General features: G+C 71.4%; 21 protein-coding genes and 1 rRNA gene. 17 read left to right on the forward strand and 5 right to left on the reverse strand.

Annotated features, from left to right (window positions below; translation table 11 throughout):
• Positions 1–160: 160 nt before the first annotated feature.
• From ABH937_RS06400 to ABH937_RS06410, 3 genes are all read left to right on the forward strand, one after another.
• Complete coding sequence (locus ABH937_RS06400; protein ID WP_280689016.1) at positions 161–2,854, forward strand: FHA domain-containing protein; 2,694 nt, start codon at positions 161–163, stop codon at positions 2,852–2,854.
• 124 nt (positions 2,855–2,978) lie between these two features.
• A complete protein-coding gene (locus ABH937_RS06405; RefSeq protein WP_370217489.1) occupies positions 2,979–4,508 on the forward strand; it encodes a helix-turn-helix domain-containing protein in 1,530 nt (509 codons plus the stop codon).
• A 158-nt stretch (positions 4,509–4,666) separates the two neighbouring features.
• A complete protein-coding gene (locus tag ABH937_RS06410) occupies positions 4,667–6,433 on the forward strand; it encodes a proline--tRNA ligase (RefSeq protein WP_370217490.1) in 1,767 nt (588 codons plus the stop codon).
• Positions 6,434–6,438: 5 nt separating this feature from the next.
• Here ABH937_RS06410 and ABH937_RS06415 read toward each other — a convergent pair whose 3' ends face one another.
• Both ABH937_RS06415 and ABH937_RS06420 read right to left on the reverse strand, forming a co-directional pair.
• Positions 6,439–7,311, reverse strand: a complete 873-nt coding sequence (locus tag ABH937_RS06415) for an ABC transporter permease (RefSeq protein ID WP_370217491.1) — start codon at positions 7,309–7,311, stop codon at positions 6,439–6,441.
• Positions 7,308–8,222, reverse strand: a complete 915-nt coding sequence (locus tag ABH937_RS06420) for an ABC transporter ATP-binding protein (protein ID WP_370217492.1) — start codon at positions 8,220–8,222, stop codon at positions 7,308–7,310. Before ABH937_RS06420 ends, ABH937_RS06415 begins: the two co-directional genes overlap by 4 nt.
• 133 nt (positions 8,223–8,355) lie before the next feature.
• Here ABH937_RS06420 and ABH937_RS06425 point away from each other — a divergent pair, with 133 nt between their 5' ends.
• The 4 genes from ABH937_RS06425 (at position 8,356) to ABH937_RS06440 (ending at position 12,275) form a co-directional block, all read left to right on the forward strand.
• Positions 8,356–9,615 carry a sensor histidine kinase gene (locus ABH937_RS06425; RefSeq protein ID WP_280689021.1) on the forward strand — a complete coding sequence of 420 codons (1,260 nt, stop codon included), beginning with the start codon at positions 8,356–8,358 and terminating at the stop codon, positions 9,613–9,615.
• Positions 9,612–10,289: a response regulator gene (locus ABH937_RS06430; protein WP_370217494.1), complete on the forward strand. Its 678-nt coding sequence runs from the start codon at positions 9,612–9,614 to the stop codon at positions 10,287–10,289. The genes ABH937_RS06425 and ABH937_RS06430 overlap by 4 nt, the downstream gene beginning before the upstream one ends.
• A 263-nt stretch (positions 10,290–10,552) precedes the next feature.
• Positions 10,553–11,629, forward strand: coding sequence for a GAF domain-containing sensor histidine kinase (locus ABH937_RS06435; RefSeq protein WP_370217511.1), 1,077 nt, complete (start codon positions 10,553–10,555; stop codon positions 11,627–11,629).
• Complete coding sequence (locus ABH937_RS06440; protein ID WP_280689023.1) at positions 11,622–12,275, forward strand: response regulator transcription factor; 654 nt, start codon at positions 11,622–11,624, stop codon at positions 12,273–12,275. The genes ABH937_RS06435 and ABH937_RS06440 overlap by 8 nt, the downstream gene beginning before the upstream one ends.
• A 39-nt stretch (positions 12,276–12,314) precedes the next feature.
• On the opposite strand, the gene ABH937_RS06445 is transcribed toward ABH937_RS06440, so the two are convergent.
• Positions 12,315–13,109: a DUF4352 domain-containing protein gene (locus tag ABH937_RS06445; RefSeq protein WP_370217495.1), complete on the reverse strand. Its 795-nt coding sequence runs from the start codon at positions 13,107–13,109 to the stop codon at positions 12,315–12,317.
• Here ABH937_RS06445 and ABH937_RS06450 point away from each other — a divergent pair.
• Positions 13,099–13,302 carry a hypothetical protein gene (locus tag ABH937_RS06450; RefSeq protein WP_370217496.1) on the forward strand — a complete coding sequence of 68 codons (204 nt, stop codon included), beginning with the start codon at positions 13,099–13,101 and terminating at the stop codon, positions 13,300–13,302. The two genes, ABH937_RS06445 and ABH937_RS06450, sit on opposite strands and share 11 nt — an antisense overlap.
• A gap of 106 nt (positions 13,303–13,408) precedes the next feature.
• Here the strand turns inward: ABH937_RS06450 and ABH937_RS06455 are convergent, their stop codons facing one another.
• Positions 13,409–14,218, reverse strand: coding sequence for a hypothetical protein (locus ABH937_RS06455; protein ID WP_280689025.1), 810 nt, complete (start codon positions 14,216–14,218; stop codon positions 13,409–13,411).
• Between the two features lie 222 nt (positions 14,219–14,440).
• Here ABH937_RS06455 and ABH937_RS06460 point away from each other — a divergent pair, with 222 nt between their 5' ends.
• The 6 genes from ABH937_RS06460 to ABH937_RS06485 all read left to right on the forward strand — a co-directional run bounded on the left by ABH937_RS06460 (position 14,441) and on the right by ABH937_RS06485 (position 20,386).
• Entirely contained in the window at positions 14,441–15,232 is a 792-nt protein-coding gene (locus ABH937_RS06460) for an ABC transporter ATP-binding protein (protein WP_280689026.1), read from the forward strand.
• A gap of 143 nt (positions 15,233–15,375) precedes the next feature.
• Positions 15,376–15,798 carry an NfeD family protein gene (locus tag ABH937_RS06465; RefSeq protein WP_370217497.1) on the forward strand — a complete coding sequence of 141 codons (423 nt, stop codon included), beginning with the start codon at positions 15,376–15,378 and terminating at the stop codon, positions 15,796–15,798.
• A 57-nt stretch (positions 15,799–15,855) separates the two neighbouring features.
• Positions 15,856–16,917 (forward strand): SPFH domain-containing protein, encoded by a 1,062-nt coding sequence (locus tag ABH937_RS06470; protein ID WP_370217498.1) that lies wholly within the window; start codon positions 15,856–15,858, stop codon positions 16,915–16,917.
• Between the two features lie 212 nt (positions 16,918–17,129).
• Complete coding sequence (locus ABH937_RS06475) at positions 17,130–17,888, forward strand: sulfite exporter TauE/SafE family protein (protein ID WP_280689029.1); 759 nt, start codon at positions 17,130–17,132, stop codon at positions 17,886–17,888.
• Between the two features lie 61 nt (positions 17,889–17,949).
• Complete coding sequence (locus tag ABH937_RS06480; protein WP_370217499.1) at positions 17,950–18,249, forward strand: 4a-hydroxytetrahydrobiopterin dehydratase; 300 nt, start codon at positions 17,950–17,952, stop codon at positions 18,247–18,249.
• 265 nt (positions 18,250–18,514) lie between these two features.
• A complete protein-coding gene (locus ABH937_RS06485) occupies positions 18,515–20,386 on the forward strand; it encodes a PQQ-binding-like beta-propeller repeat protein (RefSeq protein WP_370217500.1) in 1,872 nt (623 codons plus the stop codon).
• Positions 20,387–20,511: 125 nt separating this feature from the next.
• Here ABH937_RS06485 and ABH937_RS06490 read toward each other — a convergent pair whose 3' ends face one another.
• Positions 20,512–21,081 (reverse strand): HNH endonuclease, encoded by a 570-nt coding sequence (locus ABH937_RS06490; protein WP_280689032.1) that lies wholly within the window; start codon positions 21,079–21,081, stop codon positions 20,512–20,514.
• A gap of 170 nt (positions 21,082–21,251) precedes the next feature.
• Here ABH937_RS06490 and ABH937_RS06495 point away from each other — a divergent pair, with 170 nt between their 5' ends.
• The 3 genes from ABH937_RS06495 to ABH937_RS06505 all read left to right on the forward strand — a co-directional run.
• Complete coding sequence (locus ABH937_RS06495) at positions 21,252–21,941, forward strand: DNA-3-methyladenine glycosylase (protein ID WP_280689033.1); 690 nt, start codon at positions 21,252–21,254, stop codon at positions 21,939–21,941.
• 99 nt (positions 21,942–22,040) lie between these two features.
• Entirely contained in the window at positions 22,041–23,303 is a 1,263-nt protein-coding gene (tyrS, locus tag ABH937_RS06500) for a tyrosine--tRNA ligase (RefSeq protein ID WP_370217512.1), read from the forward strand.
• Between the two features lie 641 nt (positions 23,304–23,944).
• Positions 23,945–24,034 (forward strand): 16S ribosomal RNA (locus ABH937_RS06505); the annotation flags it as partial.

The following is a 24,034-nucleotide window of genomic DNA, read 5'->3' on the forward strand; positions in this document are numbered from 1 at the left end:
GCGCGGGCGGCGGATGGTTGCCGCCAGGTCACAGTCCACGGGGCTGGCTTTTCGCCATCGGGACCGAGCTGGAATGATTACCCCCCGTCAGACGCGATATTCCTCACTCCCCGTCTGCGGGGAAGCCATCGGGGGACCGAGAGAGCGGGGCAGGCGGACAGTGCCGCAACTCGTACTAGAGATCAACGGCCAGCAGCGGACCCTGGAGCCGGGGCGGGCCTACACCATCGGACGGGATCCCCAGGCGGACTTCCCGTTCGACGACGCCAGGGTCTCCTGGCGGCACGCCACCATCTCGTTCAACGGCGCCGCTTGGCAGCTGGAGGACCATGGCAGCACCAACGGCACCTACCTCGGTGGCGGCCGGACCCTGCACGCGCAGTTGGTGCCCGGCACGGTGCTGAACCTGGGCAACGCCGAGAACGGGCCGCGCCTGGCCTTCTCGGCCCCGGCCGCGATGCAGGCCGGCGTGCCCGCGCAGGCCGCGCCGGTCCAGGCCGCGCCGGTCGCCGCGGTGCAGCCCGGCCCCGCGGCGGGCTGGCACGACGCCGAGACCAACCGGCACGCGGCCTCGCCGCAGGCGCCGTTCCAGCAGCAGGCCCCGGCCCAGGCGCCGTACCAGCCGCAGCCGTTCCCGTCGCAGCAGCAGGGCCAGCCCTACCCGCCGCAGCCCTACCAGCAGCAGGGCCAGCCGTACCAGGGCCAGCCGCAGCACGGGCAGCCGCAGCAGGGCCAGCCGTACCAGGGTCAGCCACAGCCCGGTCAGGCGCAGCACGGACGGGCCCAGCACGGACAGCCGCCGTACCAGCAGCCGTTCGTGCCGGCCCAGGCCGGCGGCGAGCGCAACCCCACGATGATCCGCAACCTCACCGCGGGCATGCGGACCATCCGGATCGGTCGGGCGCTCGAGAACGACATCGTCGTCTCCGACCTCCAGGTCTCCCGCCACCACGCGGAGCTGCGCCAACTGCCCGACGGCCGCTACGAGATCGTCGACCTCGGTTCGCACAACGGGATCTTCGTCAACGGTATTCCGGCGCAGCGTCAGCTGCTCGGCCCACAGGACCGCCTGACGGTCGGGCACTCCTCGTTCCAACTGGTCGGCGACCAGCTGCAGGAGTTCATCGACAACGGCCCGGTCTCCTTCTCCGCCCACCACCTGACCGTCGAGGTCGAGCACAAGGGCGCCAAGAAGATCCTGCTCAACGACGTCAGCTTCGGGGTGCCGGAGAAGTCGCTGGTCGCGGTGATCGGCCCGTCCGGTTCCGGCAAGTCCACCCTGCTGCGCGCGCTCACCGGCTACCGTCCGGCCGACCGCGGCGAGGTGCTCTACGACGGCCGCAACCTCTACAAGCAGTTCGCCGAACTGCGCCAGCGCATCGGTCTGGTGCCGCAGTCGGAGATCCTGCACAAGCAGCTGACCGTCCGCACCGGCCTCAAGTACGCGGCCCAGCTGCGCTTCCCCGGTGACACCGAGGCGGCCGAGCGCGAGCGCCGGATCGACGAGGTGCTCTACGAGCTGCGCCTGGACAAGCGTGCCGACAACCGGATCACCGCACTCTCCGGTGGCCAGCAGAAGCGCGTCTCGGTCGCGTTGGAGCTGCTCACCAAGCCCTCGCTGATCTTCCTGGACGAGCCCACCTCGGGCCTGGACCCGGGCATGGACCGCGAGGTCATGCAGATGCTGCGTGGCCTGGCCGACGACGGCCGGACCGTCCTGGTGGTCACCCACTCGGTGGCCGAACTCGCGCTCTGCGACCGGCTGCTGGTGATGGCCCCCGGCGGCTCGGTGGCCTACTTCGGTCCGCCGGCCGAGGCCCTGCACTTCTTCGGCTACGAGACCTGGGCGGACGTCTTCCAGGCCTTCGAGAACTACCCGGACCACGACTGGGCCGGCCGCTACAAGGGCTCGGTGCACTACCAGCAGTACTCGGCGGACGTGGACGCGGTCGCCGTGCAGCAGGCGCCGGTCAACCACCAGCCGCTGAGCAGCCCGCCCAAGCCGCAGAGCTGGGGCTCGCAGTTGTGGACGCTGATCCGCCGCTACCTGTCGGTGATCGCCTCCGACCGCGTCTTCCTGGGCCTGTCGGTGCTGCTGCCGCTGGTGCTCGGCCTGGTCTCCACAGTGGTCCCGGCCACCCACGGCCTGGCCCCCAACCCGCTGGGCGGCTCCAACAACGCGGCCGGCACCATCATGCTGGTGCTCGCCATCGGGGCCTGCTTCTCCGGGGCGGCCAACTCGGTCCGTGAGTTGATCAAGGAACGGGCGATCTACGAACGAGAACGCGCCACCGGTCTGTCCCGGTCGGCGTACCTGGTCTCGAAGATCATCGTGCTCGGCGCGTTCAGCCTGCTGCAGGGCACGATCATCGCAGCGGTCGGCTTCTTCCCCCGCAAGCTGCCGGCCCACGGCCTGATCTTCAGCAACTCGCCGGCCATCGAGATGGCGATCGGCATCATCCTGCTGAGCTTCACCTCGATGATGTTCGGCCTGGTGATCTCCTCGCTGGTGAAGACCGCCGAGACGACCATGCCGCTGCTGGTGATGTTCGCGATCATCCAGGTGGTCTTCACCGGCTGCCTCTTCCAGCTGTTCGACAAGGTCGGACTGGCCCAGTTCGCCTGGCTGATGCCGGCCCGCTGGGGCGTCGCCGTGGTCGGCACCACGCTGGACCTGGGCCACATCATGGTGCTCGACCCCACTCACATGAGCGCGCATGACGGACTGTGGGCGCACAGCGCGCTGCAGTGGTTCATCGACTCGTTCATGCTGCTGGTCCTCTCCACCGCGATGGCCTTCCTGGTGCTGCGGCTGCTGCGCCGCCATGAGCCGGAGGTCATGCAGAAGGGCTGACGATCCTTCATCAGGGCTGACGGGTCAGGGCTGACGGCGCCCTCGTCGCAGGCCAGTGCGGGCGGTCCCCCGAACGGGGGTACCGCCCGCACTCGTATCTCATCCATGAGATATCGTCTCGCCCATGGCAGATGACTACCTTTCGCGCATCGGCAAGCTCATCCGTGACGCCCGCAAGCACCGCGGCTGGACCCAGGCGGAGCTGGGCACGGCACTCGGCACCAGCCAGAGCGCGGTCAACCGGATCGAGAACGGCGGGCAGAACATCAGCCTTGAGATGATCGCCCGGATCAGTGAGGCGCTGGACAGCGAGATCGTCTCGCTCGGCTACGCCGGACCGATGCACCTGCGGGTGGTCGGCGGCCGTCGCCTGTCCGGCAGCATCGACGTCAAGACCAGCAAGAACGCCTGCGTCGCGCTGCTCTGCGCCTCGCTGCTGACCACCGGCCGCACCACCCTGCGCCGGGTGGCCCGGATCGAGGAGGTCTACCGCCTGCTGGAGGTGCTGAACAGCATCGGCGTGAAGACCCGCTGGATCAACGACGGCGCCGACCTGGAGATCACCCCGCCCGCCGAGCTGGACCTGGACGCCATGGACCAGGCCGCGGCCCGCCGCACCCGCTCGATCATCATGTTCCTCGGCCCGCTGATGCACCGGGTGGACCGCTTCAAGCTCCCCTACGCCGGCGGCTGCGACCTCGGCACCCGCACCGTCGAGCCGCACATGGCAGCGCTGCGCCGCTTCGGCCTCGAGGTCACCGCCACCACCGGCGTCTACCACGCCGAGGTCGACCGCCAGGTCGGTCCCGACCGCCCGATCGTGCTGACCGAGCGCGGCGACACCGTGACCGAGAACGCGCTGCTGGCCGCCGCCCGGCACGACGGCGTCTCGGTGATCCGCAACGCCAGCCCCAACTACATGGTCCAGGACCTCTGCTTCTTCCTGGAGCGACTCGGCGTCGAGATCGAGGGCATCGGCACCACCACCCTCACCGTGCGCGGCCGGCCCGTGATCGACTGCGACGTCGACTACGCGCCCTCCGAGGACCCGGTCGAGGCGATGAGCCTGCTGGCCGCCGCCGTCGTCACCGAGTCCGAACTGACGGTCCGCCGGGCGCCGGTGGAGTTCCTGGAGATCGAGCTCGCCGTCCTGGAGGAGATGGGCCTGGACTACGACCGCAGTCCCGAGTACGCCGCCGACAACGGCCGCACCCGGCTGGTCGACCTGACGGTCCGCCCGTCCAAGCTGCGCGCGCCGATCGACAAGATCCACCCGATGCCCTTCCCCGGCATCAACATCGACAACGTCCCGTTCTTCGCGGCCATCGCCGCCACCGCGCAGGGCTCCACACTGATCCACGACTGGGTCTACGACAACCGGGCCATCTACCTGACCGAGCTGACCCGGCTCGGCGCCCACGTCCAGCTGATGGACCCGCACCGGGTCCTGGTCGAAGGCCCGACCCGCTGGCGCGCCGCCGAGATGATGTGCCCGCCCGCGCTGCGCCCGGCCGTGGTGGTGCTGCTGGCGATGCTGGCGACCGAGGGGACGTCGGTGCTGCGCAACGTGTACGTGATCAACCGCGGTTACGAGGACCTGGCGGACCGGCTGAACTCGATCGGGGCGCAGATCGAGACGTTCCGCGACATCTGAGCGGCGCTCCGCGTCGCGGGCCCGGCCGATCCTCATGGCGATCGGCCGGGCCGCGGTGTTTTCGGGGCAGACGGATATCAGCGGCGGGCCGTCGCGCGCAGGCTCTACGCTGCTGACGATCCGTTCCTGTTCGTCCGATCTCCTGAGGTCACTTGCCCATGCGCTGGTCCCAGATGCACATCCCCACCCTCCGCGAGACCCCCGCGGACGCTGACGCGCCGAGTCACCGCCTGCTGCTGCGCGCCGGGTACGTCAAGCAGCTGATGGCGGGTCACTACTCGCTGCTGCCGCTCGCGGTGCGGGTGCGGGCCAAGGTGATGGGGATCATCCGCGAGGAGATGAACGCGATCGGCGCGCAGGAGTTCCTGCTCCCGACCTTGCATCCGGCGGAGGTCTGGCAGCGCAGCGGGCGTTGGACGATCATGGGCGAGGAGATGTTCCGGCTCAAGGACCGCAAGGGCGCCCAGCTCGCCCTCGGCATGACGCACGAGGAGATCTTCGCCACGCTCGCCGCCGACCTCAGCTCCTACCGCCAACTGCCGCAGATCTGGTACCAGTTCCAGACCAAGTTCCGCGATGAGCCGCGCCCCAAGGCCGGTCTGCTGCGGACCCGCGAGTTCACCATGAAGGACGCCTACTCCTTCGACCTCGCGAGCGACGGCCTGGACACCGCCTTCGAACGCCAACGTGCCGCCTACCTGCGGATCTTCGCCCGGCTCGGCATTCCCGCGATCCCGGTCGAGGCGTCCAGCGGCACCATGGGCGGGTCGACCTCGACGGAGTTCATGTGCCCGGCGGAGGTGGGTGAGGACCTCGTCGTCCACTGTCCCGCCTGCGGGTACGCGGCGAACATCGAGAAGGCGACTTCTCGACTGTCGGCGCTGGAGGACGCCTCGGGCGCGGCGGAGCTCGAGCGCTTCGACACCCCGGGCGTGCGGACCATCGAGGACCTGGCGACCGGTTTCGGTGCGGCGGCGGAGCGGCAGATCAAGACGCTGGTGTACGTGCTGGACGAGCGGCTCACGTTGGTGCTGTTGCGCGGCGACCACGCGCTGGCCGAGCAGAAGTTGATCGACGCCACCGGCGCGAACGCGGTGCGGCCGGCCCGCCCCGAGGAGATCCAGGCTGCGCTCGGCGCGCTGCCCGGGAGCCTCGGCGCCGTCGGTGTCTCCTCGCTTCCGGTGCTCGCCGACGAGGCACTGCGCGGACGGCGGGCGATGTTCACGGGCGCGAACGTCGACGGCGTGCACCTGCGGGGCGTGGACGTCGAGCGGGACATCACGGTCGGGCAGTGGGCCGAGCTGCGCGAGGTGGCGGCCGGCGAGCCGTGCGTCTCGTGCGGTGCGCCCTTGCAGGTGCGGAAGGCGATCGAGGTCGGCCACATCTTCAAGCTCGGCTACAAGTACAGCGAGGCGTTCGGCCTGATCGTCCAGGATGCGGCCGGCGCCCCCGTCAACCTCATCATGGGCAGCTACGGCATCGGCGTCGAGCGCGCGATGGCCGCTGCCATCGAGTGCCACCACGACGAGAAGGGCATCACCTGGCCGCTCTCGATCGCCCCGTTCGCGGTGGCGGTGGTGATCGCCCAGCCCAAGGACGCGGAGACGGCGAAGGCGGGCGAGGACGTCTACCGGCAGTTGCTCGCGGCCGGCGTCGAGGTGATCGTGGACGACCGCGACGAGCGGCTCGGCGTGAAGTTCGCCGATGTCGAGCTGGTCGGCATCCCGCTGCGGGTGACGGTCGGCAAGCGCGGGCTGGCCGAGGGCGTCGTGGAACTGACCTCCCGGGCGACGGGGGAGACGGAGCGGGTGCCGGTGGGCGAGATCGCGGAGCGGGTGCGGAAGGCGGTGACGTCCGCAACCGAGTTGGGCGCGACCTTCGTCGGCGGCACCATGCTGGGCGGCCGGGCCTTCCCCGCGTACTGAGCGCATCACAGGTCGCGTCGCCGCACCAGCAGCAGTGGCAGCAGCACCGCGACCAGCGGCCAGATCAGGTACGTCAGCCAGGAGCCGGTGATCGTCGCCGGATAGGGGCCGAACAGCTGCTGGCGGCCGCCGATGAAGGCCAGGCGCTCCCAGGCGGCGATCGGCATCAGGTTGTGGAGGTCGCAGATCCAGCGCTTGTCGGGGGAGTTGAAGAGGTTCGGCAGGAGCAGCAGAACCCCGACGGTGGCGATCACCGTGGTTGCGCTGTGCTTGATCAGGGCGCCCAGGCCGAAGCCGATCAGCGCGCAGACCACCGGGAAGAGGGCGGAGGCGATGACGCAGCGCAGCGCGCCCGGTTGGCTGATCGAGATCCCGATGTGACGGTGCGACAGGATCGCCTGGGTCAGCCAGAACGAGCCGAAGGCCATCACCGCCCCCGCGACCAGCATCAGCCCGGTCAGCACCGCCACCTTGGCCGCGAGCACCGAGCGGCGGGCCGGGACGGCGGCGAAGGTGGTTCTGATCATGCCCGTGCTGTACTCGCCGACGATCGCGATGGCGCCGATGCCGCCGGCCGCGAGGGCCACGATCCAGGCGGAGTTGTTGGTGAAGGCGTCCCGCATGGCCCAGTACGGGACGAACCAGTAGTTCTTCACCTCCGCCGAGTAGTTGGGGTAGTTGGCCAGGTCCGACCGGGCGGCGTTGGCGTTGGCGGCCAGGATGGCCAGCACGGTGGCGGCCAGCGCCCAGTGGATCGAGCGCAGCGACCAGAGCTTGGTCCACTCGGCGGCCAGCAGGTCGCGGAAGCGGGCACGCGGCTCGGCGACAGCGGCTGCAGCTGTGGCGGCGGGGGACAGGGAGTCAACGGTGATGGTCATGTGCGGTCTCCGGCGAGGTATTCGACACTGTCGGCGGTGAGTTCCATGAAGGCCTGTTCCAACGAGGCGGTGCGGGTGGCGAGTTCGGTGAGCCGGATCCGGTGCTGGAAGGCGAGCTCGCCCACCCGCTCGGCGTCCAGTCCGGTGATGGTCAACTGGTCGGGGCCGCCGTCCGGCCGGACCACCGCCCCGGCGGCGGTGAGCAGCGCGGTCAGCGCGTCGGCCTCGGGCGTCCGGACGGCCACGCCCGGCGCAGTGCCGCGCGCCGCGAACTCCGCGATGCTGGCGTCCGCGAGCAGCGCACCGCGGCCGATCACGATCAGCCGGTCGGCGGTGCTCTGCATCTCGCTCATCAGATGGCTGGAGACGAAGACCGTGCGGCCCTCGGCGGCCAGCCGCCGGCAGAGCCCGCGCACCCAGAGCACGCCCTCCGGGTCGAGGCCGTTGAACGGTTCGTCGAAGAGCAGCACCGGCGGGTCGCCGAGCAGTGCGGCGGCGATCCCGAGCCGCTGGCGCATGCCCAGCGAGAAGCCGCCGATCCGCCGGTTCGCCGCGCTGCCCAACCCCACCTCCCGCAGCACCTCGTCGACCCGCCCGCGCGGGATCCGGTTGCTCTGGGCGAGCGCCGTGAGGTGAGCCCGGGCGCTGCGGCCGCCGTGCACGTCGCCCGCGTCGAGCAGCGCGCCGACCTGTCGCAGGCCGCGCGGATTGCCGGCGAACGGGCGGCCGTTGACGGTGGCGGTGCCGCTGGTCGGCGCGTTCAGGCCGAGCAGCAGGCGCAGCGTGGTGCTCTTGCCGGCGCCGTTGGGGCCGAGGAAGCCGGTCACGTGGCCGGGGCGCACGGTGAAGGTCAGGCCGTTGACGGCGGTGGTGCCGCCGTAACGCTTCGTCAGTTCGTTGATTTCGATCACGTTGAGAACAGTGCCGGGCGGCAGGCCCGTCGCACATGCGGCTGCGGGCTAGAGTCGGTGCCGCCGACCTGGCCCCGAGGATTACGCCCGTGGGCCGATGCCCGGGCCGGCCGGAACTGAATACGATCACCGCGTGGACGACACTCCCGCTCTCCCGTTGCTCAAGCGTGTGCCTCCGGCGGTCCGGACGGCCCTCGTCTGGACGGCCGTGGCCCTGTACCCGCTGGTGCTGGTCGCCGCGGTGCGCCTGGCCCAGACGGCGCACGGCGCGCCGCACTCGTTCGGACCGGTGCCGGCACCGGTCGGCGGCGCGAGTGTCCAGGCCGCCTACCCCGTCCTCGCCACGCTGCTGCCCGTCGGCCTGCTGGGCCGACGGCCGCTGCTCGCCCTGGCGTCGATGACGGCGGGCGCCTTCCTCGCGGAGGTGTCGCTGGCGGACTGGCCCTTCCTGATAGTGGCGGAGAGCCTGCTGTTGGGCGCCGCGGTCTGCTTCGTCGCGTTCCGCCACCCGCGCCGGACCTCCGCCGTGGCTGCCGGGTTGACCTGTGCCGGGCTGCTGAGTGCCGCTCCGATCTGGCTGCGCCAGTTCGCGCTGGGCGTGCCCGCCGCCGCGGTCCTGGTCCTGCTGATCCTCACCGCCTGGCTGATCGGCAACTCGGTTCGCCAGCACCGCGAGTACGCCGATTCGCTGCGCGCGCGCAACGCCGCCCAGGCGGTGACGGCCGAACGGCTGGAGATCGCCCGCGAGTTGCACGACCTGGTGGCGCACAGCATCGGCATCATCGCGATCCAGGCCGGGGTGGGCAGCCGGGTGATGGACACCCAGCCGGAGGAGGCGCGCAACGCCCTGCGCGCGATCGAGGCGACCAGCCGCGAGACGCTGGCCGGGCTGCGGCGCACGCTCGGCTCGCTCCGCCGCCCGGTGACCGGCCTGGAGCCGGGCCTGGAGCCGGCGGCGCAGGCCGCGCCGCGCGGGCCGGCCCCGATGCTGGCGGACGTCGAGCGGCTGGCCGAGGCAACGGGCGCCACCGGGCTCGCGGTCGAAGTGCGCTGGCGGGGGGAGCGGCGTGTGCTCGCGTCCGAGATCGAGCTCTCCGCCTTCCGGATCATCCAGGAGGCGGTGACCAACGTGGTGCGGCATGCCGGGACGCGGCGGTGCGAGGTGCTGATCGACTATCAGGAGGCGCTGCTGTCGATCGAGATCGGCGACCGGGGGCGGGGCGGGGACGCGCTGGGAGCTGGCGGCGGCAGCGGGTTCGGCCTGATCGGGATGCGCGAGCGGGTGGCGCTGCTGCACGGCGAGTTCAGTGCCGGGCCGCGCCCCGGAGGTGGCTTCCGGGTGGCGGCGCGGCTGCCGGTCCCGGTGACGGCGGCGGAGGTGGTGGTCCGATGACGGTGCGCGTGCTGCTGGTCGACGACCAGCCCCTGGTGCGGGCCGGCCTGCGGGTGCTCGCGGCCGACACCCCCGACCTCGTGGTGGTCGGTGAGGCGGGCAACGGCACCGAGGCGGTGCGGCTGACCCGCGAGGAGCAACCCGACGTGGTGGTGATGGACATCCGGATGCCCGGGATGGACGGCATCGAGGCCACCCGGATCATCACCGGAGACGGCGGCCCGGTGCGGGTCCTGATGCTGACCACCTTCGATGACGACGACTACGTGTACGCCGCACTGCGCGCCGGCGCGAGCGGCTTCCTGGTCAAGGACATGGCGCTGGAGGACATCCTCGGCGGCATCCGGGTGGTCGCCGCCGGGGACGCGCTGATCGCCCCCGCGGTCACCCGGCGGCTGATCGAGGAGTTCGTCAGCCGCCCGGAGCACCGCCCTGCCCCACCCCCGCGCCCGCAGGCGGTCGAGGGCATCACCGAGCGGGAACTGGAGGTGCTGGCCCTGGTCGGGCGGGGCCGGTCCAACAGCGAGATCGCGATCGAGCTCTACATCAGTGTGGCGACCGTCAAGGCCCATGTGGCGCGGCTGCTCAGCAAACTGGCGGCCAGGGACCGGGTGCAGCTGGTGATCACGGCGTACGAGCTGGGGGTGGTCAGGACGGGTCGCCCGGAGGCCTGAAACCCGCGTCCGCGCACCGCCGATTCGCGGTTCGCGGCAGCCGTGGCCACCAGGCGCGGTGCCCCCGGTGCCCCGACCCCGGACCTACGCCCCCCGCCCTACCCCCGCCCCGCCCTGGGCCCCACGCCGGCGGCGGGGCGCGGCGCTACCGTGGGCCCATGGGGACCACGCAGCACCAGCCCGCCGTCGGCGGCGCCACCGCCCACCCGCTCGATGACGCCTGCGTCGATGGCCTGGAGGCCCTCAGCGAAGCCGTCCTCGCCATGAGCGGCCACCTGGAGGTGCGCGAGGTGCTCCGGCGGATCACCGCCTCCGCGCGTTCGCTCCTCGGCGCCGAGTACGCGGCGCTCGGCGTCCCCGACGACCACGGGGGCTTCGCGCAGTTCGTGGTGGACGGGGTGAGCGACGAGCAGTGGAAGGCGATCGGACCGCTGCCGCGCCAGCACGGGGTGCTCGCCACGATGCTGCACGACCCGGCGCCCACCCGGCTCGCCGATGTCCGCAAGGCGCCCGCGTTCGAGGGGTGGCCCGACGCGCATCCGGAGCTGGGCGACTTCCTCGGGATGCCGATCCGCGACGACGACGAGATCCTCGGCGCGATCTTCCTGGCCAACAAGGCGGGCGGCTTCACCGACCACGACGAGCGGCTGCTGCGGATCCTGGCCGCGCACGCCTCGATCGCGCTCGCCAACGCCCGCCTCTACGAGCGCAGCCGCGAACTCACCCTGGCCGGCGAGCGGGCCCGGATCGCACACGACCTGCACGATGCCGTCTCGCAGAAGCTGTTCAGCCTGCGCCTGACCGCCAAGGCCGCCGCCAAGCTGCTCGACCGCGACCCGGCCCGGGCCCGCGTCGAGCTCACCGAGGTGGCGAAGCTGGCCGCCGAGGCGGCGGACGAACTGCGCGACGTGGTCGTGGAGCTGAGGCCGGCGGCGCTCGACGAGGACGGGCTGGTGGCAACCCTGGCCTCCCAGGCACAGGTGCTGGACCGGGCGCACACCGCCACCGTCGCCTTCGACACCGACGGCGGGGTGCGCACCCTGCCGCCCGCCCAGGAGGCGGCAGTGCTGCGGATCGCCCAGGAGGCGCTGCACAACGCGCTGCGCCACGCCGAGCCGACGAAGGTGTCGGTGACACTGCGCGGCACCGAGACCCGAGGAGCCGTGCTCACCGTCGCCGACGACGGGCGCGGCTTCGACCCGGACGCGGTCCGCGAGGCCGGGCGCCACCTCGGGCTGGTCTCGATGCGTGACCGCGCGCAGAGTGTCGGCGGACGGCTCACCCTCACCTCGGCCGCGGGACGCGGTACGGTCATCGAACTGGAGGTCCCCGGTGCCTGAGAGTCCGTCAACACCCATCCGCGTCCTGCTGGTCGACGACCACCAGGTGGTCCGCCGCGGCCTGCGCACCTTCCTGGAGGTCCAGGACGACATCGAGGTGGTCGGCGAGGCCGCGGACGGCGCCGAGGGCGTGACAAAGGCCCAGGAACTGGCCCCGCACGTGGTCCTGATGGACCTCAAGATGCCCGGCGTGGACGGCCTCGAGGCGCTCAAGCGACTCAAGGCCGAGGGCAACCCGGCCCGGGTGCTGATCGTCACCAGCTTCACCGAACACCGCACCGTGGTCCCGGCGCTGCGCGCGGGCGCCGCCGGCTACGTGTACAAGGACGTCGACCCCGAGGCGCTGGCCGGCGCGATCCGCTCGGTGCACGCCGGACACGTGCTCCTCCAGCCCGAGCTGGCCGGCGCCCTGCTCGCCGACGACGCCCCACGCGCCCCACAGGGCCGGGGCGGGACCCTGACGGAGCGCGAGCGCGAGGTGCTCGGCCACATCGCCGACGGCCGCTCCAACCGGGAGATCGCCCGCAGCCTCAACCTCTCCGAGAAGACGGTCAAGACACACGTCTCCAACATCCTCATGAAACTCGACCTCGCCGACCGCACCCAGGCCGCCCTCTGGGCCGTCCGCCACGGCGACCTGGCGTAGGTCAGTGACAGGCGGACGGCGCCCTACGCCGCGCCGCGCTCACTGCTGCGCGACGTTCGCGCCTGTGATGACTCCGTTCTGGACGGTGTAGCTGCCCACGAAGAGGTGGTGGCTGCCGTCCGTCTGCGTGGCGTCGAGCTGGACGGTCACCGTGCCGCCTTGGACGCCGGTGACGGTCAGGGTGTCGAGAGAGGTCGTCGAGAAGCCGGCGACGAAGGACTGGTAGTCGTGGGCCAGGTTCTTGCCGCCGAGCGCCCACGCCGTGGCGAAGTCGTGTGCGTTGACGGCGGCGAAGTAGTTCGTCACCACCTGCTGGGGGTCCGTTGCTGACGACGTGCCGGGTGTGGCGGCTGCGCCGGGTGAGCCCGGAGCCGTCGCGGGCGGGGCGCTGCTCGGGACGGAGGTCGCGGTCGCGCCGGAGGAAGCGGGAACGTTCCACTGCCCGGTCTGCTGGGCGAAGCCGGAGGCCAGCGTGAACTGGACCTTCGCCACGGTGGAGGTGTCCGGGACCTGGAAGGTGATGAAGCCCAATGCGGTGCCGCCGGGGGCGATGTGAACGCCGGCCGGGAACGCGGGCCCTGCCGTGGTGGTGTCCGTGATCGCTGCGTTGAAGCCCTGCCCGCTCGTGTCGATCAACTGGGCGCCGTTGGACGGGCTGTCCGAGTAGCCGGTCGTCCCGATGTTGTTCAGCCGGAACTGGACCGCCACGAAGTGCTGCCCGGGGCTCGGGCTGGAGAACTGGTCCGCCGGCTGGGCCGGGTCCACCACCTGGGTCACCGTCACCGCCATCCGCGCGCCGGCCTCCGTCCCCGCCAGCTCCAGGGTGTCACCCACCTGCGCCTGCGCGGCCGCGCTCGACGTCGACGTCGAACCGGGTGCGGAGGCCGAGGCTGTGGCGCGGGCGGAGGAGACCGGTGTGGTGGTGACCGTTCCGGAGGAGCAGCCGGCGGCGACCGCGCCTAACGCGGCCGCGCACAGCGACGCGGCGATCACGGCAGGGCAGTGGCGCACGGCCATCGCCTCCTGAGTTGGGCTGGACCCACCCCTTCAGTACCAGGCTATGGGGCGTGCACCCCGCCCGCTCTCCCAATCAGGCGAGGCGCACGAGCCCATGGCAGGACGGGCCGACGGGCCTACTCCCGCTCGTCCACCAGCGCGTTGTACGCCGCCACCTGCGCCCGGCGCGCCGTGCGGCGCAGGGGTGTCAGTACCGCCGCCCGGGCCGCCATCTCGGCGGCGCTCACCGCCGCGCCGTGGCTCTCGGCGGCGATCGCCAGGAGTGCCGACACTTGCCGCGCCGACTCCAGCACCCGCACCGCGCGCGGTGGGTAGCCGGGGGCCAGCAGCTTGCTGTGCCCGCGTCGGCGGTACTGCTCCAGGGCCTTCAGCGCTTCCGGGCCGGCTCCGGCCACGTCCAGCCGCGAGAGCAGGACGGTCGCCTCGCGCAGCCCGTCGGCCAGTTCGCGCTCGGCCTCGGACAGCGAGGGGACGTCGGCCGGCGGTGCCTCGTGCACCTCGTGGCAGCGCCAGAGCACGGTGGCCGACTGGTCGCCGGGCGGGCCGTACACCTCGATCTCGGGGACGAAGCCGACCGGCACCCCGACCGCCAGCACCGCCTCGCCCACCGTCAGCGCCGCGACGTTGAACGCGGCGGGCCCGGTCAGCCCCAGCGGGTGCCCCTCGGACGGCAGTGCCAGGCGCAGCCCCTTGACGCCGAGCACCCGTAGCCGTCCGAGCGCCCAGCTCAGCGCGTGCTGCTCGCCCTCGACATCGCCGGGCAGCCCGACCACCCGGTGCCGCTCGTCCTCGCCGACCACCTCCTCCACCACGTGGTCCGGTGGCGCGAAGCCGGCCAGCAGCGAGTTGCCCCAGGCGGTCAGCCGCGCGGATCGCGGCTCGGCGAAGGGATCGACGGACGGATTCTGGGCAGGAGTCAGCGGCATCCCGCCAGCCTACGGACAACGCGGCCACCCGCGTGGCGTAGGTTTGCCCTGTGCTGCGAGCAGCCGCACCCCCTCCCTGCCCACCCGGCCGGCGGAGTAGGCTGCCCGCCGGCACCGACTTGTCGACATGAGTGGACCGCACCCCGAGGTCTCCTACGCGCAGGACCCCGCTGCGCAGGGCCCCGGACGGCCGAAGAAACTGTAATGGGGAAGGCGTTGGGCATGAGCGACGTGCTGGAGCTGGTTGACGTTTCCGTGGTCCGTGATGGCCGCGCACTGATCAGCCAGGTCTCCTGGTCGATCGCCGAGGGCGAGCGCTGGGTGATCCTCGGGCCCAACGGTGCCGGCAAGACCACGCTGCTCCAGGTCGCCGCCAGCTACCTGCACCCCACCAGCGGCACGGTCGCGGTGCTCGGCGAGAAGCTCGGCTCGGTCGACGTCTTCGAGCTGCGCCAGCGGATCGGCCTGGCCGGCGCCTCGATGCTGGAGCGGATCCCGCGCGAGCAGACCGTACTGCAGACGGTGCTGACCGCCGCCTACGGCATGACGGCCACCTGGCAGGAGACCTACGAGACCACCGACACGTCACGGGCCCTGCTGCTGCTCGACCGGCTCGGCATGGGCGGCTACGACGACCGCCGCTTCGGCACCCTCTCCGAGGGCGAGCGCAAGCGAACCCTGATCGCCCGCGCCCTGATGATCGACCCCGAGCTGCTGCTGCTCGACGAGCCCGCGGCCGGCCTGGACCTCGGCGGCCGCGAGGACCTGGTGCGCCGGCTCGGCGCGCTGGCCCAGGACGAGTACGCGCCCGCGATGGCGATGGTCACCCATCACGTCGAGGAGATCGCGCCCGGCTTCACCCACGTGCTGATGATCCGTCAGGGCAAGGTGCTCACGGCCGGCCCGATCGACACCGAGCTGACGGCGCGCAACCTCTCGCTCTGCTTCGGCCTGCCGCTCACCCTGGAGCGCCACGGTGACCGCTGGTCGGCCCAGGGCCTGCCGCTCGGCTGACCCCGGCGCGACCCCCTCGCCCGACCCGGGTGCCCGATCGCGTGGGCGACCACGGGGAATTGGTCAGAACGACTGACCGGTTTCCGCCCATCCACCTGCGGGAACCCACCCTCAGGACTTCGTTTCCTCCCTAGGATGGGCCTGTGGACAGCTGGTTGTGGTGGCTCCTGGTCGCCGTCGGTCTGGGCATACCGCTGGCGATCACGGTGCTGCCGGAGTTCGGGCTGTTCGCGCTCGGCGCCGTCGGCGCCGCGATCGTCGCCGGGGTCGGGGCGGGTGTGGTCTGGCAGTTCGTCACCTTCCTCGTCGTCTCGGTCGCCATGCTGGTGGTGGTCAGGCCGATCGCCTACCGCAAGCTCGACCGGGGGCCGCGGGTCCGGATGGGGATCGAGGCGCTGCCGGGAGCCCGGGCGACGGTGCAGGAGCGGGTGGACCACGAGGGCGGGCGGATCAAGCTCAACGGCGAGATCTGGTCGGCCCGGGCGCTGCACCCGGACCGGGTCTACGAGCCCGGCCAACAGGTGGATGTCGTCGAAATCCAGGGCGCTACCGCCCTGGTCGACTAGTCGGCCGTCCCGGCCCACCAGTCGTCCGAGTCATGCAGGTTGTCCAGGGGAGACACTGTGGAACCCGTCCTCATCGTGTTGATCGTTCTGGTTGTGGTGGCGTTCATCGCGCTGATCCGGACGATCCAGGTGATCCCGCAGGCGAGTGCGGCGATCGTGGAGCGGTTCGGCCGATACACCCGCACGCTCAACGCGGGCCTGAACATCGTGGTGCCGTTCATCGACACCATCCGCAACCGGATCGACCTGCGCGAGCAGGTCGTGCCGTTCCCGCCGCAGCCGGTGATCACCCAGGACAACCTGGTGGTGAACATCGACACCGTCATCTACTACCAGGTGACCGACGCCCGAGCGGCCACCTACGAGGTGGCCAGCTTCATCCAGGCCATCGAGCAGCTCACGGTCACCACGCTGCGCAACATCATCGGCTCGATGGACCTGGAGTCCACCCTGACCTCCCGTGAGGTGATCAACGCGGGGCTGCGCGGGGTGCTGGACGAGGCCACCGGCAAGTGGGGGATCCGGGTCAACCGGGTCGAGCTGAAGGCGATCGAGCCGCCGACCTCCATCCAGGACTCGATGGAGAAGCAGATGCGCGCAGAGCGGGACAAGCGCGCGGCCGTGCTCACCGCCGAGGGCCAGCGGCAGGCGGCGATCCTGCGCGCCGAAGGTGAGAAGCAGGCCGCGGTGCTCAGTGCCGAAGGTGAGGCGCAGGCCGCGGTGCTCAAGGCCGACGGTGAGGCGGCGGCGATCCGCACCGTCTTCGAGGCGATCCACGACGGCGACGCGGACCAGAAGCTGCTCGCCTACCAGTACCTGCAGACGCTGCCGCAGCTGGCCCAGGGCGACGCCAACAAGCTCTGGATCATCCCCAGCGAGGTGGGCGACGCGCTCAAGGGCATCGGCGGCGCCTTCGGCGGGATGGGCGGGCAGGGCGGCGGCCAGGGCGCGGGGTCGAGCGTCGGCCCGAACCTGACCAAGCAGCCGGTGGCGGACGGCAACGGCAGCCGTTCGGTCGGTCCGGCCAACGGCCCGCGCCCGGTGGACACCGACCAGACCGGCTCGGCCCGCCCCCGGGTCACCCCGCCTCGGGAGTACCCGCAGATCGACCCGGAGTGATCGGCTCGGACTGACCGGCCGGAGTCATCGGCCTGGAGTCATCGGCTCGGACTGACCGGCCCAGGTTGATCGGTCCGGGCCGCGAGGTGCCCAAGTCGTCTCAGGTCTCGTCTCTCATCATGGAACCGGCTGGGCGCTCGGCCCACCGTCCGGCATGATCGCGAGCGCCGCCACCCTGACGGGGGCGGACACGCGAGAGTAGGGACGAGTCAATGACTCCATGGGAAGGACTGGCGGTCTTCGCGGCCGGCATGGGCGCGGGAACCATCAACGTCATCGTGGGGTCGGGAACGCTGATCACGTTCCCGGTCCTGCTGGCGATCGGGTTGCCCCCGGTCACCGCCAATGTCTCCAACACGCTGGGCCTGGTGCCCGGTTCGGTCAGTGGTGCGATCGGCTACCGGCGCGAACTCGCGGACCAGAAGGGGCGGCTGATCCGGCTCGGTGCCGCCGCACTGCTCGGCGGCCTGCTCGGTGCCTTCCTGCTCACCAAGCTGCCCAGCAAGGCCTTCGACGCGATCGTGCCGGTGCTGATCCTGCTGGCCCTGGTCCTGGTGGTGATCCAGCCGCGGGTGGCCCGCGCGGTGGCGGCGCGCGGCGGCGAGGTCACGCACCCGGACGGCAGCCCGCTGCTCGTGGCCGGGATCTTCTGCTCCGCCGTCTACGGCGGCTACTTCGGCGCCGCGCAGGGTGTGCTGATGCTCGCGCTGATGGGCATGCTGCTCCGCGACGACCTGCAGCGGATGAACGCGGTCAAGAACGTGCTCGCGCTGATCGTCAACGCCGTCGCCGCGATCTTCTTCATGTTCACCGCCTCGATGGACTGGCTGGCGGCCCTGCTGATCGCGGTCGGCTCGGCGCTCGGTGGCGTGATCGGCGCCAAGGTCGGCCGCAGACTGCCGCCGGCCGCGCTGCGCGGGCTGATCGTGGTGGTCGGTCTCGCCGCCGTGACCAAGCTGCTGCTGACCTGACGCAGCGTCAGTCGCTAGCATCGGTTGCTCCGGGGGGACCCATCCGAGCTGGAGCGACGCGATGAGCAGCAGCCCCCTCCTCACCGAGGACGAGATCACCACCGGACTGGCCCGACTGACCGGCTGGCGCCGCCAGGGCGAGGCGATCACCCGGACCGCCGACGCCACCGACTTCCCGGCCGCGATCCGCGTGGTCGTGGCGGTCGCCGAGGCCGCCGAGGCGATGAACCACCACCCCGACATCGACATCCGCTGGCGCACCCTGACCTTCACGCTCGCCACCCACAGCGCGGGCGGCGTGACCGACCTGGACCTCCAACTGGCGGCCAGGATCGACCAGGCGCTCACCCAGCAGGGCTGACGGTTCGGTCGACGGACCCGACGGTTCGGTCACCGCACCTGAGAGTTCGGTCACCAGACCTGACGGTTCGTCGACCGAACTGACCGAGCCGACCGAACCGACCGATCTGACCGAGCTGAACCGACCGAACTGAACCGACCCAACTGACCGAACCGCGCCCCCCGGTCGGCCATGGCGGCCCCCGTGACCGCCTTGGCCGACCGGTGCGCGCGGGCGGCGTGAGATGCTGGCCGTTCGGTGTACGCAGTCGGGACGGACGGAACGCATGGCTCAGGACTACCCCCCAGCCTCCGACCAGGGGTACCCCCAGGAGGGCGGCGGGACCGATCCCGGCGGCTACGACTACCAGCAGACCTGGTACCCGACCGAGCAACAGCCCTACGGCACGCCCCAGCAGCAACCGCAGCAGCACACCTACCCGCAGCAGCAGCCGTACCCGGGCGAGCAGGTGTACGCCACGGAGCAGACGTACGCGACGGACCAGGCGTACCCCGCCGAGCAGACGTACCCGGCCGAGCAACCCTGGCAGTGGCCGGACCAGCAGCAGTACCAGCCGACCGCAGAGTTCGGCTACCAGACCGACGCCACAGGGGCGTATCCGGCGGCCCCTGAGGAACCGCCCTACGCCGACCCGTTCGCCACGGCCACCATGCCGCCGGTGCCCGCTCTCGACGGCGAGCCCGACGTCGCCGCACTCGACGCCGCCGCAGCCGAGAGCGCCTCAGGCTCCGCCGGCGCCGTGTCCGACGCCGCCGCCGGCGGCTCGCTGCTCGACCGCGCCCGCACCGCCGCCCAGGGCGCCCTCGGTACGGTGCTCGCCACCGAGGGCGCCCCGGGCGGCCGGACCCTGTTGATCCGGGTCGCCGCCGGCGTCGCCGCCCTCGGCGTCCTGGTCACCGCCGGTGTGGTCGCCACCAGCGGCGGCAGCACGCATCACGCCGCCCCCTCGGCCCCCGTCGCCGACCCGGGATTCGCGGTCGCCCACAACAAGATCTGGGCCGCCCAGCCCGCCACCGCCCCGCCGGCCGGCACCGACGACACGCTGGTCGGCAGCTGGCTGCTCCCCACCGCCATGGTCCGCGCCGACGGCAGCGGCGTGCACGCCTACGACCTGGCGACCGGCAAGCCCACCTGGAACCTCGACGCCCCCACCGCCGGCGTCACCCCGTGCGATCTTTCGCCCACCGTCAACTCCGCCGGCATCGGCGGCGTGCTCTTCCACACCCAGGCCGACCCGAAGAGCCCCTGCGCCCTGCTCGCCGCCGTCGACACCAAGGCCGGCAAGGTCGCCTGGACCAAGCCGCTCTCCGGCACCAACCCGTACACGGCCCAGGTCGCCGTCACCGACGACAAGGTGATCGCGGTCGGTGACGACAAGGTGAGCGCCTGGTCGGCCGCCAACGGCCAGGACGCCTGGCAGTACGCCGGGCAGGGCAAGTTCTGCACGCTCTCCGGCAGCGCCGCCGGCGCCACCGTGCTGGTGCACAGCGCCTGCGTCGACAGCAGCCCCACCGACCAGGCCGTCGCCCTGGGCGCGGCCGACGGCAAGGTGCTCTGGGCCAAGGGCCTGCCCAGCCAGCCCAAGACCGCCACCGTGCTCTCCGCCGAGCCGGCCGTGATGCTCACCACCGGCGACCAGCCGACCGACGACAAGCTGCTCGCCTGGGGCCAGACCGGCGACCCGGCCGTCACCATCCCGGTCACCGACCCGAACGGCGGTGGCCGGCTGAACGTTGCCCAGGGCACCTTCGACCCGCTGCCGGGTGTCTTCTTCCAGGGCCACACCATGGTCACGACCGTGGCCGTGCCCGGCGGTGCGACCTCGGTGGTCGCCTACGACCTGAGCAGCGGAAAGCAGCTCTGGCACACCGGTGTCAGCGAGAAGGGCTCGGTGGCCGCGGTCGGCCTGGACGGCGGCTCGCTGGTGTTGGCGGCCGAGGAGCGCCTGGACCAGCCCGCCCACCTGAGCCGCTTCGCCCTGACGAGCGGTCAGGAGAGCGTCGGCGGCGGCTTCCCGCACAACACCGGTTCGCTGCTCACCTCGGGCCGGGTGCTGATCGGCGACGACCGGGTGATCGCCGTACCCGGCCACTCGGCCACCTTCGGCACCGCGAGCGCCTACCAGGCCAAGGGCTGACCCGGGGCGCACCGCCCGTGATCAACCCGGTGGGCCGGCCTGTCCCCCGATCAGGCCGGCCCACCGGACCGCTCAGCCGAGCCCCCAGCGCGATCCCCCAGCGCGCTCGCCTCGGCCCGCTCCGCTCAGGCGACGGCGACCGCCCCGCCGGCCGCCAGAGCGCCGCTCACCGAGCCGCCGCTCAGCTGTGCCGCGCGCGGCAGCCAGGCGGCCAATTCGCCGGCCTCCCCGGCCCGCAGGCCCAGCGCCAGCATCAGCGAGGCCTCCGGCGTCGGCTCGAAGGGCCGACGCAGCAGGGTCATCCCGGCCTGCTCCGGCGTCCGGTCGGCCTTGCGCTGGTTGTCCTCGGCGCACGCGGCCACCGTGTTCAGCCAGCTGTCGGCACCGCCGCGCGACCTCGGCACCAGGTGGTCCACCGTGGTCGCCCGCCGCCCGCAGTAGGCGCACACGTGCTGGTCCCGGACCAGCACGCCCCGCCGCGACCACGGCGCCCGTTGTCGGAACGGCACCCGCACGTACCGTTGGAGTCTGATCACCCGCGGCACCGGCACGGACACACCGGTGGCCCGCATCACGCGCAGCGGATGTGCCTGCTCCACCACGGCCTTGTCCTGGAGTACCAGCACCACCGCACGCTGCAGGGACACCGTCGACAGCGGCTCGTAGCTCGCGTTCAGCACCAGTGTGTTGCGCATTCCGGACACCTTCCAGGCCGTCGCCGCCGCCGTGGCGGACCCAACCACTCTGACCGCCAAGCCCCTTGCCCGACAACGCAATTTCCCCGCTCAGCGGCCACCCCGTGGCCGCGCGTGGGGCGCCGGCGACACCCCGGGCTACGCTCGGCATCGTGCCTACCGATGCGCCCATGAACGCGCCGACCGCCGCGCCCGACCACGCAGCCACCGCGCCCGCCGCGCCGGGGGAGCGTCCCGCACCGCTGCCGCGCTCGTTCTTCGACCGACCCGCCAGCGAGGTCGCCCCCGAACTGCTCGGCCGGCGGCTGAGCTGCACCCTCCCCACCGGCACCGTCGAACTCCGGCTGACCGAGGTCGAGGCCTACACGGGACCCGACGACCCCGCCTCGCACGCCTTCCGCGGGCCGACCGCGCGCAACGCCGTGATGTTCGGCCCGCCCGGCCACGCGTACGTCTACTTCACCTACGGCATGCACTACTGCCTCAACCTGGTCTGCGGTCCTGCCCTGCACCCCGGCGGAGTCCTGCTGCGGGCCGGCGAGGTGACCGGGGGAGTGGAGCAGGCCCGCAGGCGCCGCCCCACCAGCCGCCGGGACCACGATCTCGCCCAGGGACCGGCCCGCCTCGCCATGGCCCTCGGCGTCGACCGGAGCCAGGACGGCGAGGATGTGGTCGACGGCCCCGTAATCCGCCTACTGCCCGGCACGCCGCCACCGGCCGAACTGATCCGCAGCGGACCGCGCACGGGCGTCTCCACCGCCGGCGACATCCCCTGGCGGTTCTGGATCCACGGCGATCCGTCCGTCAGCCCGTACCGGGCACACACCCCGCGCCGCCGGTCCGCGAGTAAAACCGGCTAGCGCGAACCGCGTACCCTCAGACACGCTGGGAGCCTCACGAACCTGATCGCCGGACCCGTCACCAGCAGCGGCCCGGCCCGACCGAGGAGAAGCGTGACCGTGACGGACATCGTCGACGAGCTGCGGTGGCGTGGGCTGATCGCCCTGTCCACCGACGAGGACGCATTGCGCAAGGCGTTCGCGGACGGCCCGGTCACCTTCTATTGCGGGTTCGACCCGACCGCGCCGAGCCTGCACCTCGGCAACCTGGTGCAGCTGCTCACCATGCGCCGGATCCAGAACGCCGGGAACTTCCCGCTCGGCCTGGTCGGCGGCGCGACGGGTCTGATCGGCGATCCCAAGCCGACCGCCGAGCGGGTGCTGAACGCCCCTGAGACGGTAGCCGGCTGGGTGGACCGGGTCCGCAGCCAGGTCGAGCGCTTCCTCGACTTCGAGGGCGAGTTCGCGGCCCGGATCGTCAACAACCTCGACTGGACCTCCGAGCTGTCCGCGATCAGCCTGCTGCGCGACATCGGCAAGTACTTCCGGGTCAACAGCATGATCGCCAAGGAGGCCGTCGCCCGGCGGCTCAACTCCGACGCGGGCATCAGCTACACCGAGTTCAGCTACCAGATCCTCCAGGGCAACGACTTCCTGGAGCTCAACCGCCGCTACGGCTGCACCTTGCAGACCGGCGGCAGTGACCAGTGGGGCAACCTCACGGCCGGCACCGAGCTGATCCGCAAGGCGGACGGCAACTCCGTGCACGCGGTGGCCACTCCGCTGATCGTCAAGGCGGACGGCACCAAGTTCGGCAAGACGGAGACCGGCACGATCTGGCTCGACCCCACGCTGACCACGCCGTACGCCTTCTACCAGTTCTGGCTGAACGCGGACGACCGGGACGTCTCCAACTTCCTGCGGATCTTCAGCTTCCGCTCGAAGGAGGAGATCGAGGAACTGGAGCGGGAGACCGTCGATCGCCCGCAGGCCCGCCTCGCCCAGCGTGCACTGGCCGAGGAGTTGACCACGCTGGTCCACGGCGCCGAGCAGTACGAGCGCGTGGTCGCCGCCTCCAAGGCCCTGTTCGGCCAGGGCGACCTCGCCGATCTGGAGCCGGAGACGCTGGCCTCCGCGCTGAGCGAGGTGCCCAAGGCCGCGGTGACGGAGCTGCTCCCGATCGCCGACCTGCTGGTCGCGGTGGGCCTGGCCCCCAGCCGCTCGGCCGCCCGACGCACGCTGAAGGAGGGCGGGGCGTACCTCAACAACACCAAGCTGGCCGACGAGGACGCCGTGCCGACCACGGCCGACGTGCTGCACGGCCGCTGGCTGGTGCTCCGTCGTGGCAAGCGGAACCTTGCCGCTGTCGAGCTCGGAAACTGACGCCCTGTCATCTGGGACGGTGCTGGGAACGCGTCAGGTGGCTTGAAGTGCACGGTACTTGAGCTGCGAGAACCACCTAGAGGGGCCAGATCTGGTCAGATCTGGCCCCTCGGTGTTTGACGGGGCTGCCTGGCTGGCCTAAGGTAGACCGAGTCGCCTGAACCGGACGGACGCAAGGGGCAGCCGAGAGGCCGGCCCGAACCCGTTCGGAGCGACCATCACATTTACTGATTTCCAACCTCGCTTACTTCCTTCTGGAATTTGTGTGGTCCGGACCATGTCCGGAAATACGGTAGAGTGGCGGTCGCCGCAGAAAAGGCGGACCTGGCCAGCCAGGAAGTCGGAAAAGGCACTGAGCCGGATCTGATAAGCTGGAAACACGAAAGAACGAAGCGCCCGGAGAGCTTGCGAGAGCGGCTTGAAGGAAGTGTCCGTTCCTTGAGAACTCAACAGCGTGCCAAAAGTCAACGCCAGATATGTTGACATCCCCGGCCTCGGTCATTTGATCGGGGTTGGAGATTCCTTTTGAAGTAAAACACTAGCGAGGACGCAGTGCACGAGGTCACCCTATTCCGGTGGTTGTCGTGCCGCTCAACGCGGGTGTGGACCCGGGCTTTTAATTAAGCACTGCCGGGAAGACATTCACGGAGAGTTTGATCCTGGCTCAGGACGAACGCTGGCGGCGTGCTTAACACATGCAAGTCGAACGGTGAAGCCCTTCGGGGTGGATC

It is taken from the genome of Kitasatospora sp. GAS1066B (genome assembly GCF_041262605.1).
Taxonomy (GTDB): Bacteria; Actinomycetota; Actinomycetes; order Streptomycetales; family Streptomycetaceae; genus Kitasatospora.

Excerpts from the sequence above, each read along its gene's own strand:
- ABH937_RS06405 (WP_370217489.1), top strand. The coding sequence starts at position 2,979 with ATGGCAGATGACTACCTTTCGCGCATCGGCAAGCTCATCCGTGACGCC.
- ABH937_RS06410 (WP_370217490.1), top strand. The coding sequence starts at position 4,667 with ATGCGCTGGTCCCAGATGCACATCCCCACCCTCCGCGAGACCCCCGCG.
- ABH937_RS06415 (WP_370217491.1), bottom strand. The coding sequence starts at position 7,311 with ATGACCATCACCGTTGACTCCCTGTCCCCCGCCGCCACAGCTGCAGCC.
- ABH937_RS06430 (WP_370217494.1), top strand. The coding sequence starts at position 9,612 with ATGACGGTGCGCGTGCTGCTGGTCGACGACCAGCCCCTGGTGCGGGCC.
- ABH937_RS06435 (WP_370217511.1), top strand. The coding sequence starts at position 10,553 with ATGAGCGGCCACCTGGAGGTGCGCGAGGTGCTCCGGCGGATCACCGCC.
- ABH937_RS06455 (WP_280689025.1), bottom strand. The coding sequence starts at position 14,218 with ATGCCGCTGACTCCTGCCCAGAATCCGTCCGTCGATCCCTTCGCCGAG.
- ABH937_RS06460 (WP_280689026.1), top strand. The coding sequence starts at position 14,441 with ATGAGCGACGTGCTGGAGCTGGTTGACGTTTCCGTGGTCCGTGATGGC.
- ABH937_RS06475 (WP_280689029.1), top strand. The coding sequence starts at position 17,130 with ATGACTCCATGGGAAGGACTGGCGGTCTTCGCGGCCGGCATGGGCGCG.
- ABH937_RS06480 (WP_370217499.1), top strand. The coding sequence starts at position 17,950 with ATGAGCAGCAGCCCCCTCCTCACCGAGGACGAGATCACCACCGGACTG.
- ABH937_RS06485 (WP_370217500.1), top strand. The coding sequence starts at position 18,515 with ATGGCTCAGGACTACCCCCCAGCCTCCGACCAGGGGTACCCCCAGGAG.
- ABH937_RS06490 (WP_280689032.1), bottom strand. The coding sequence starts at position 21,081 with ATGCGCAACACACTGGTGCTGAACGCGAGCTACGAGCCGCTGTCGACG.
- ABH937_RS06495 (WP_280689033.1), top strand. The coding sequence starts at position 21,252 with ATGAACGCGCCGACCGCCGCGCCCGACCACGCAGCCACCGCGCCCGCC.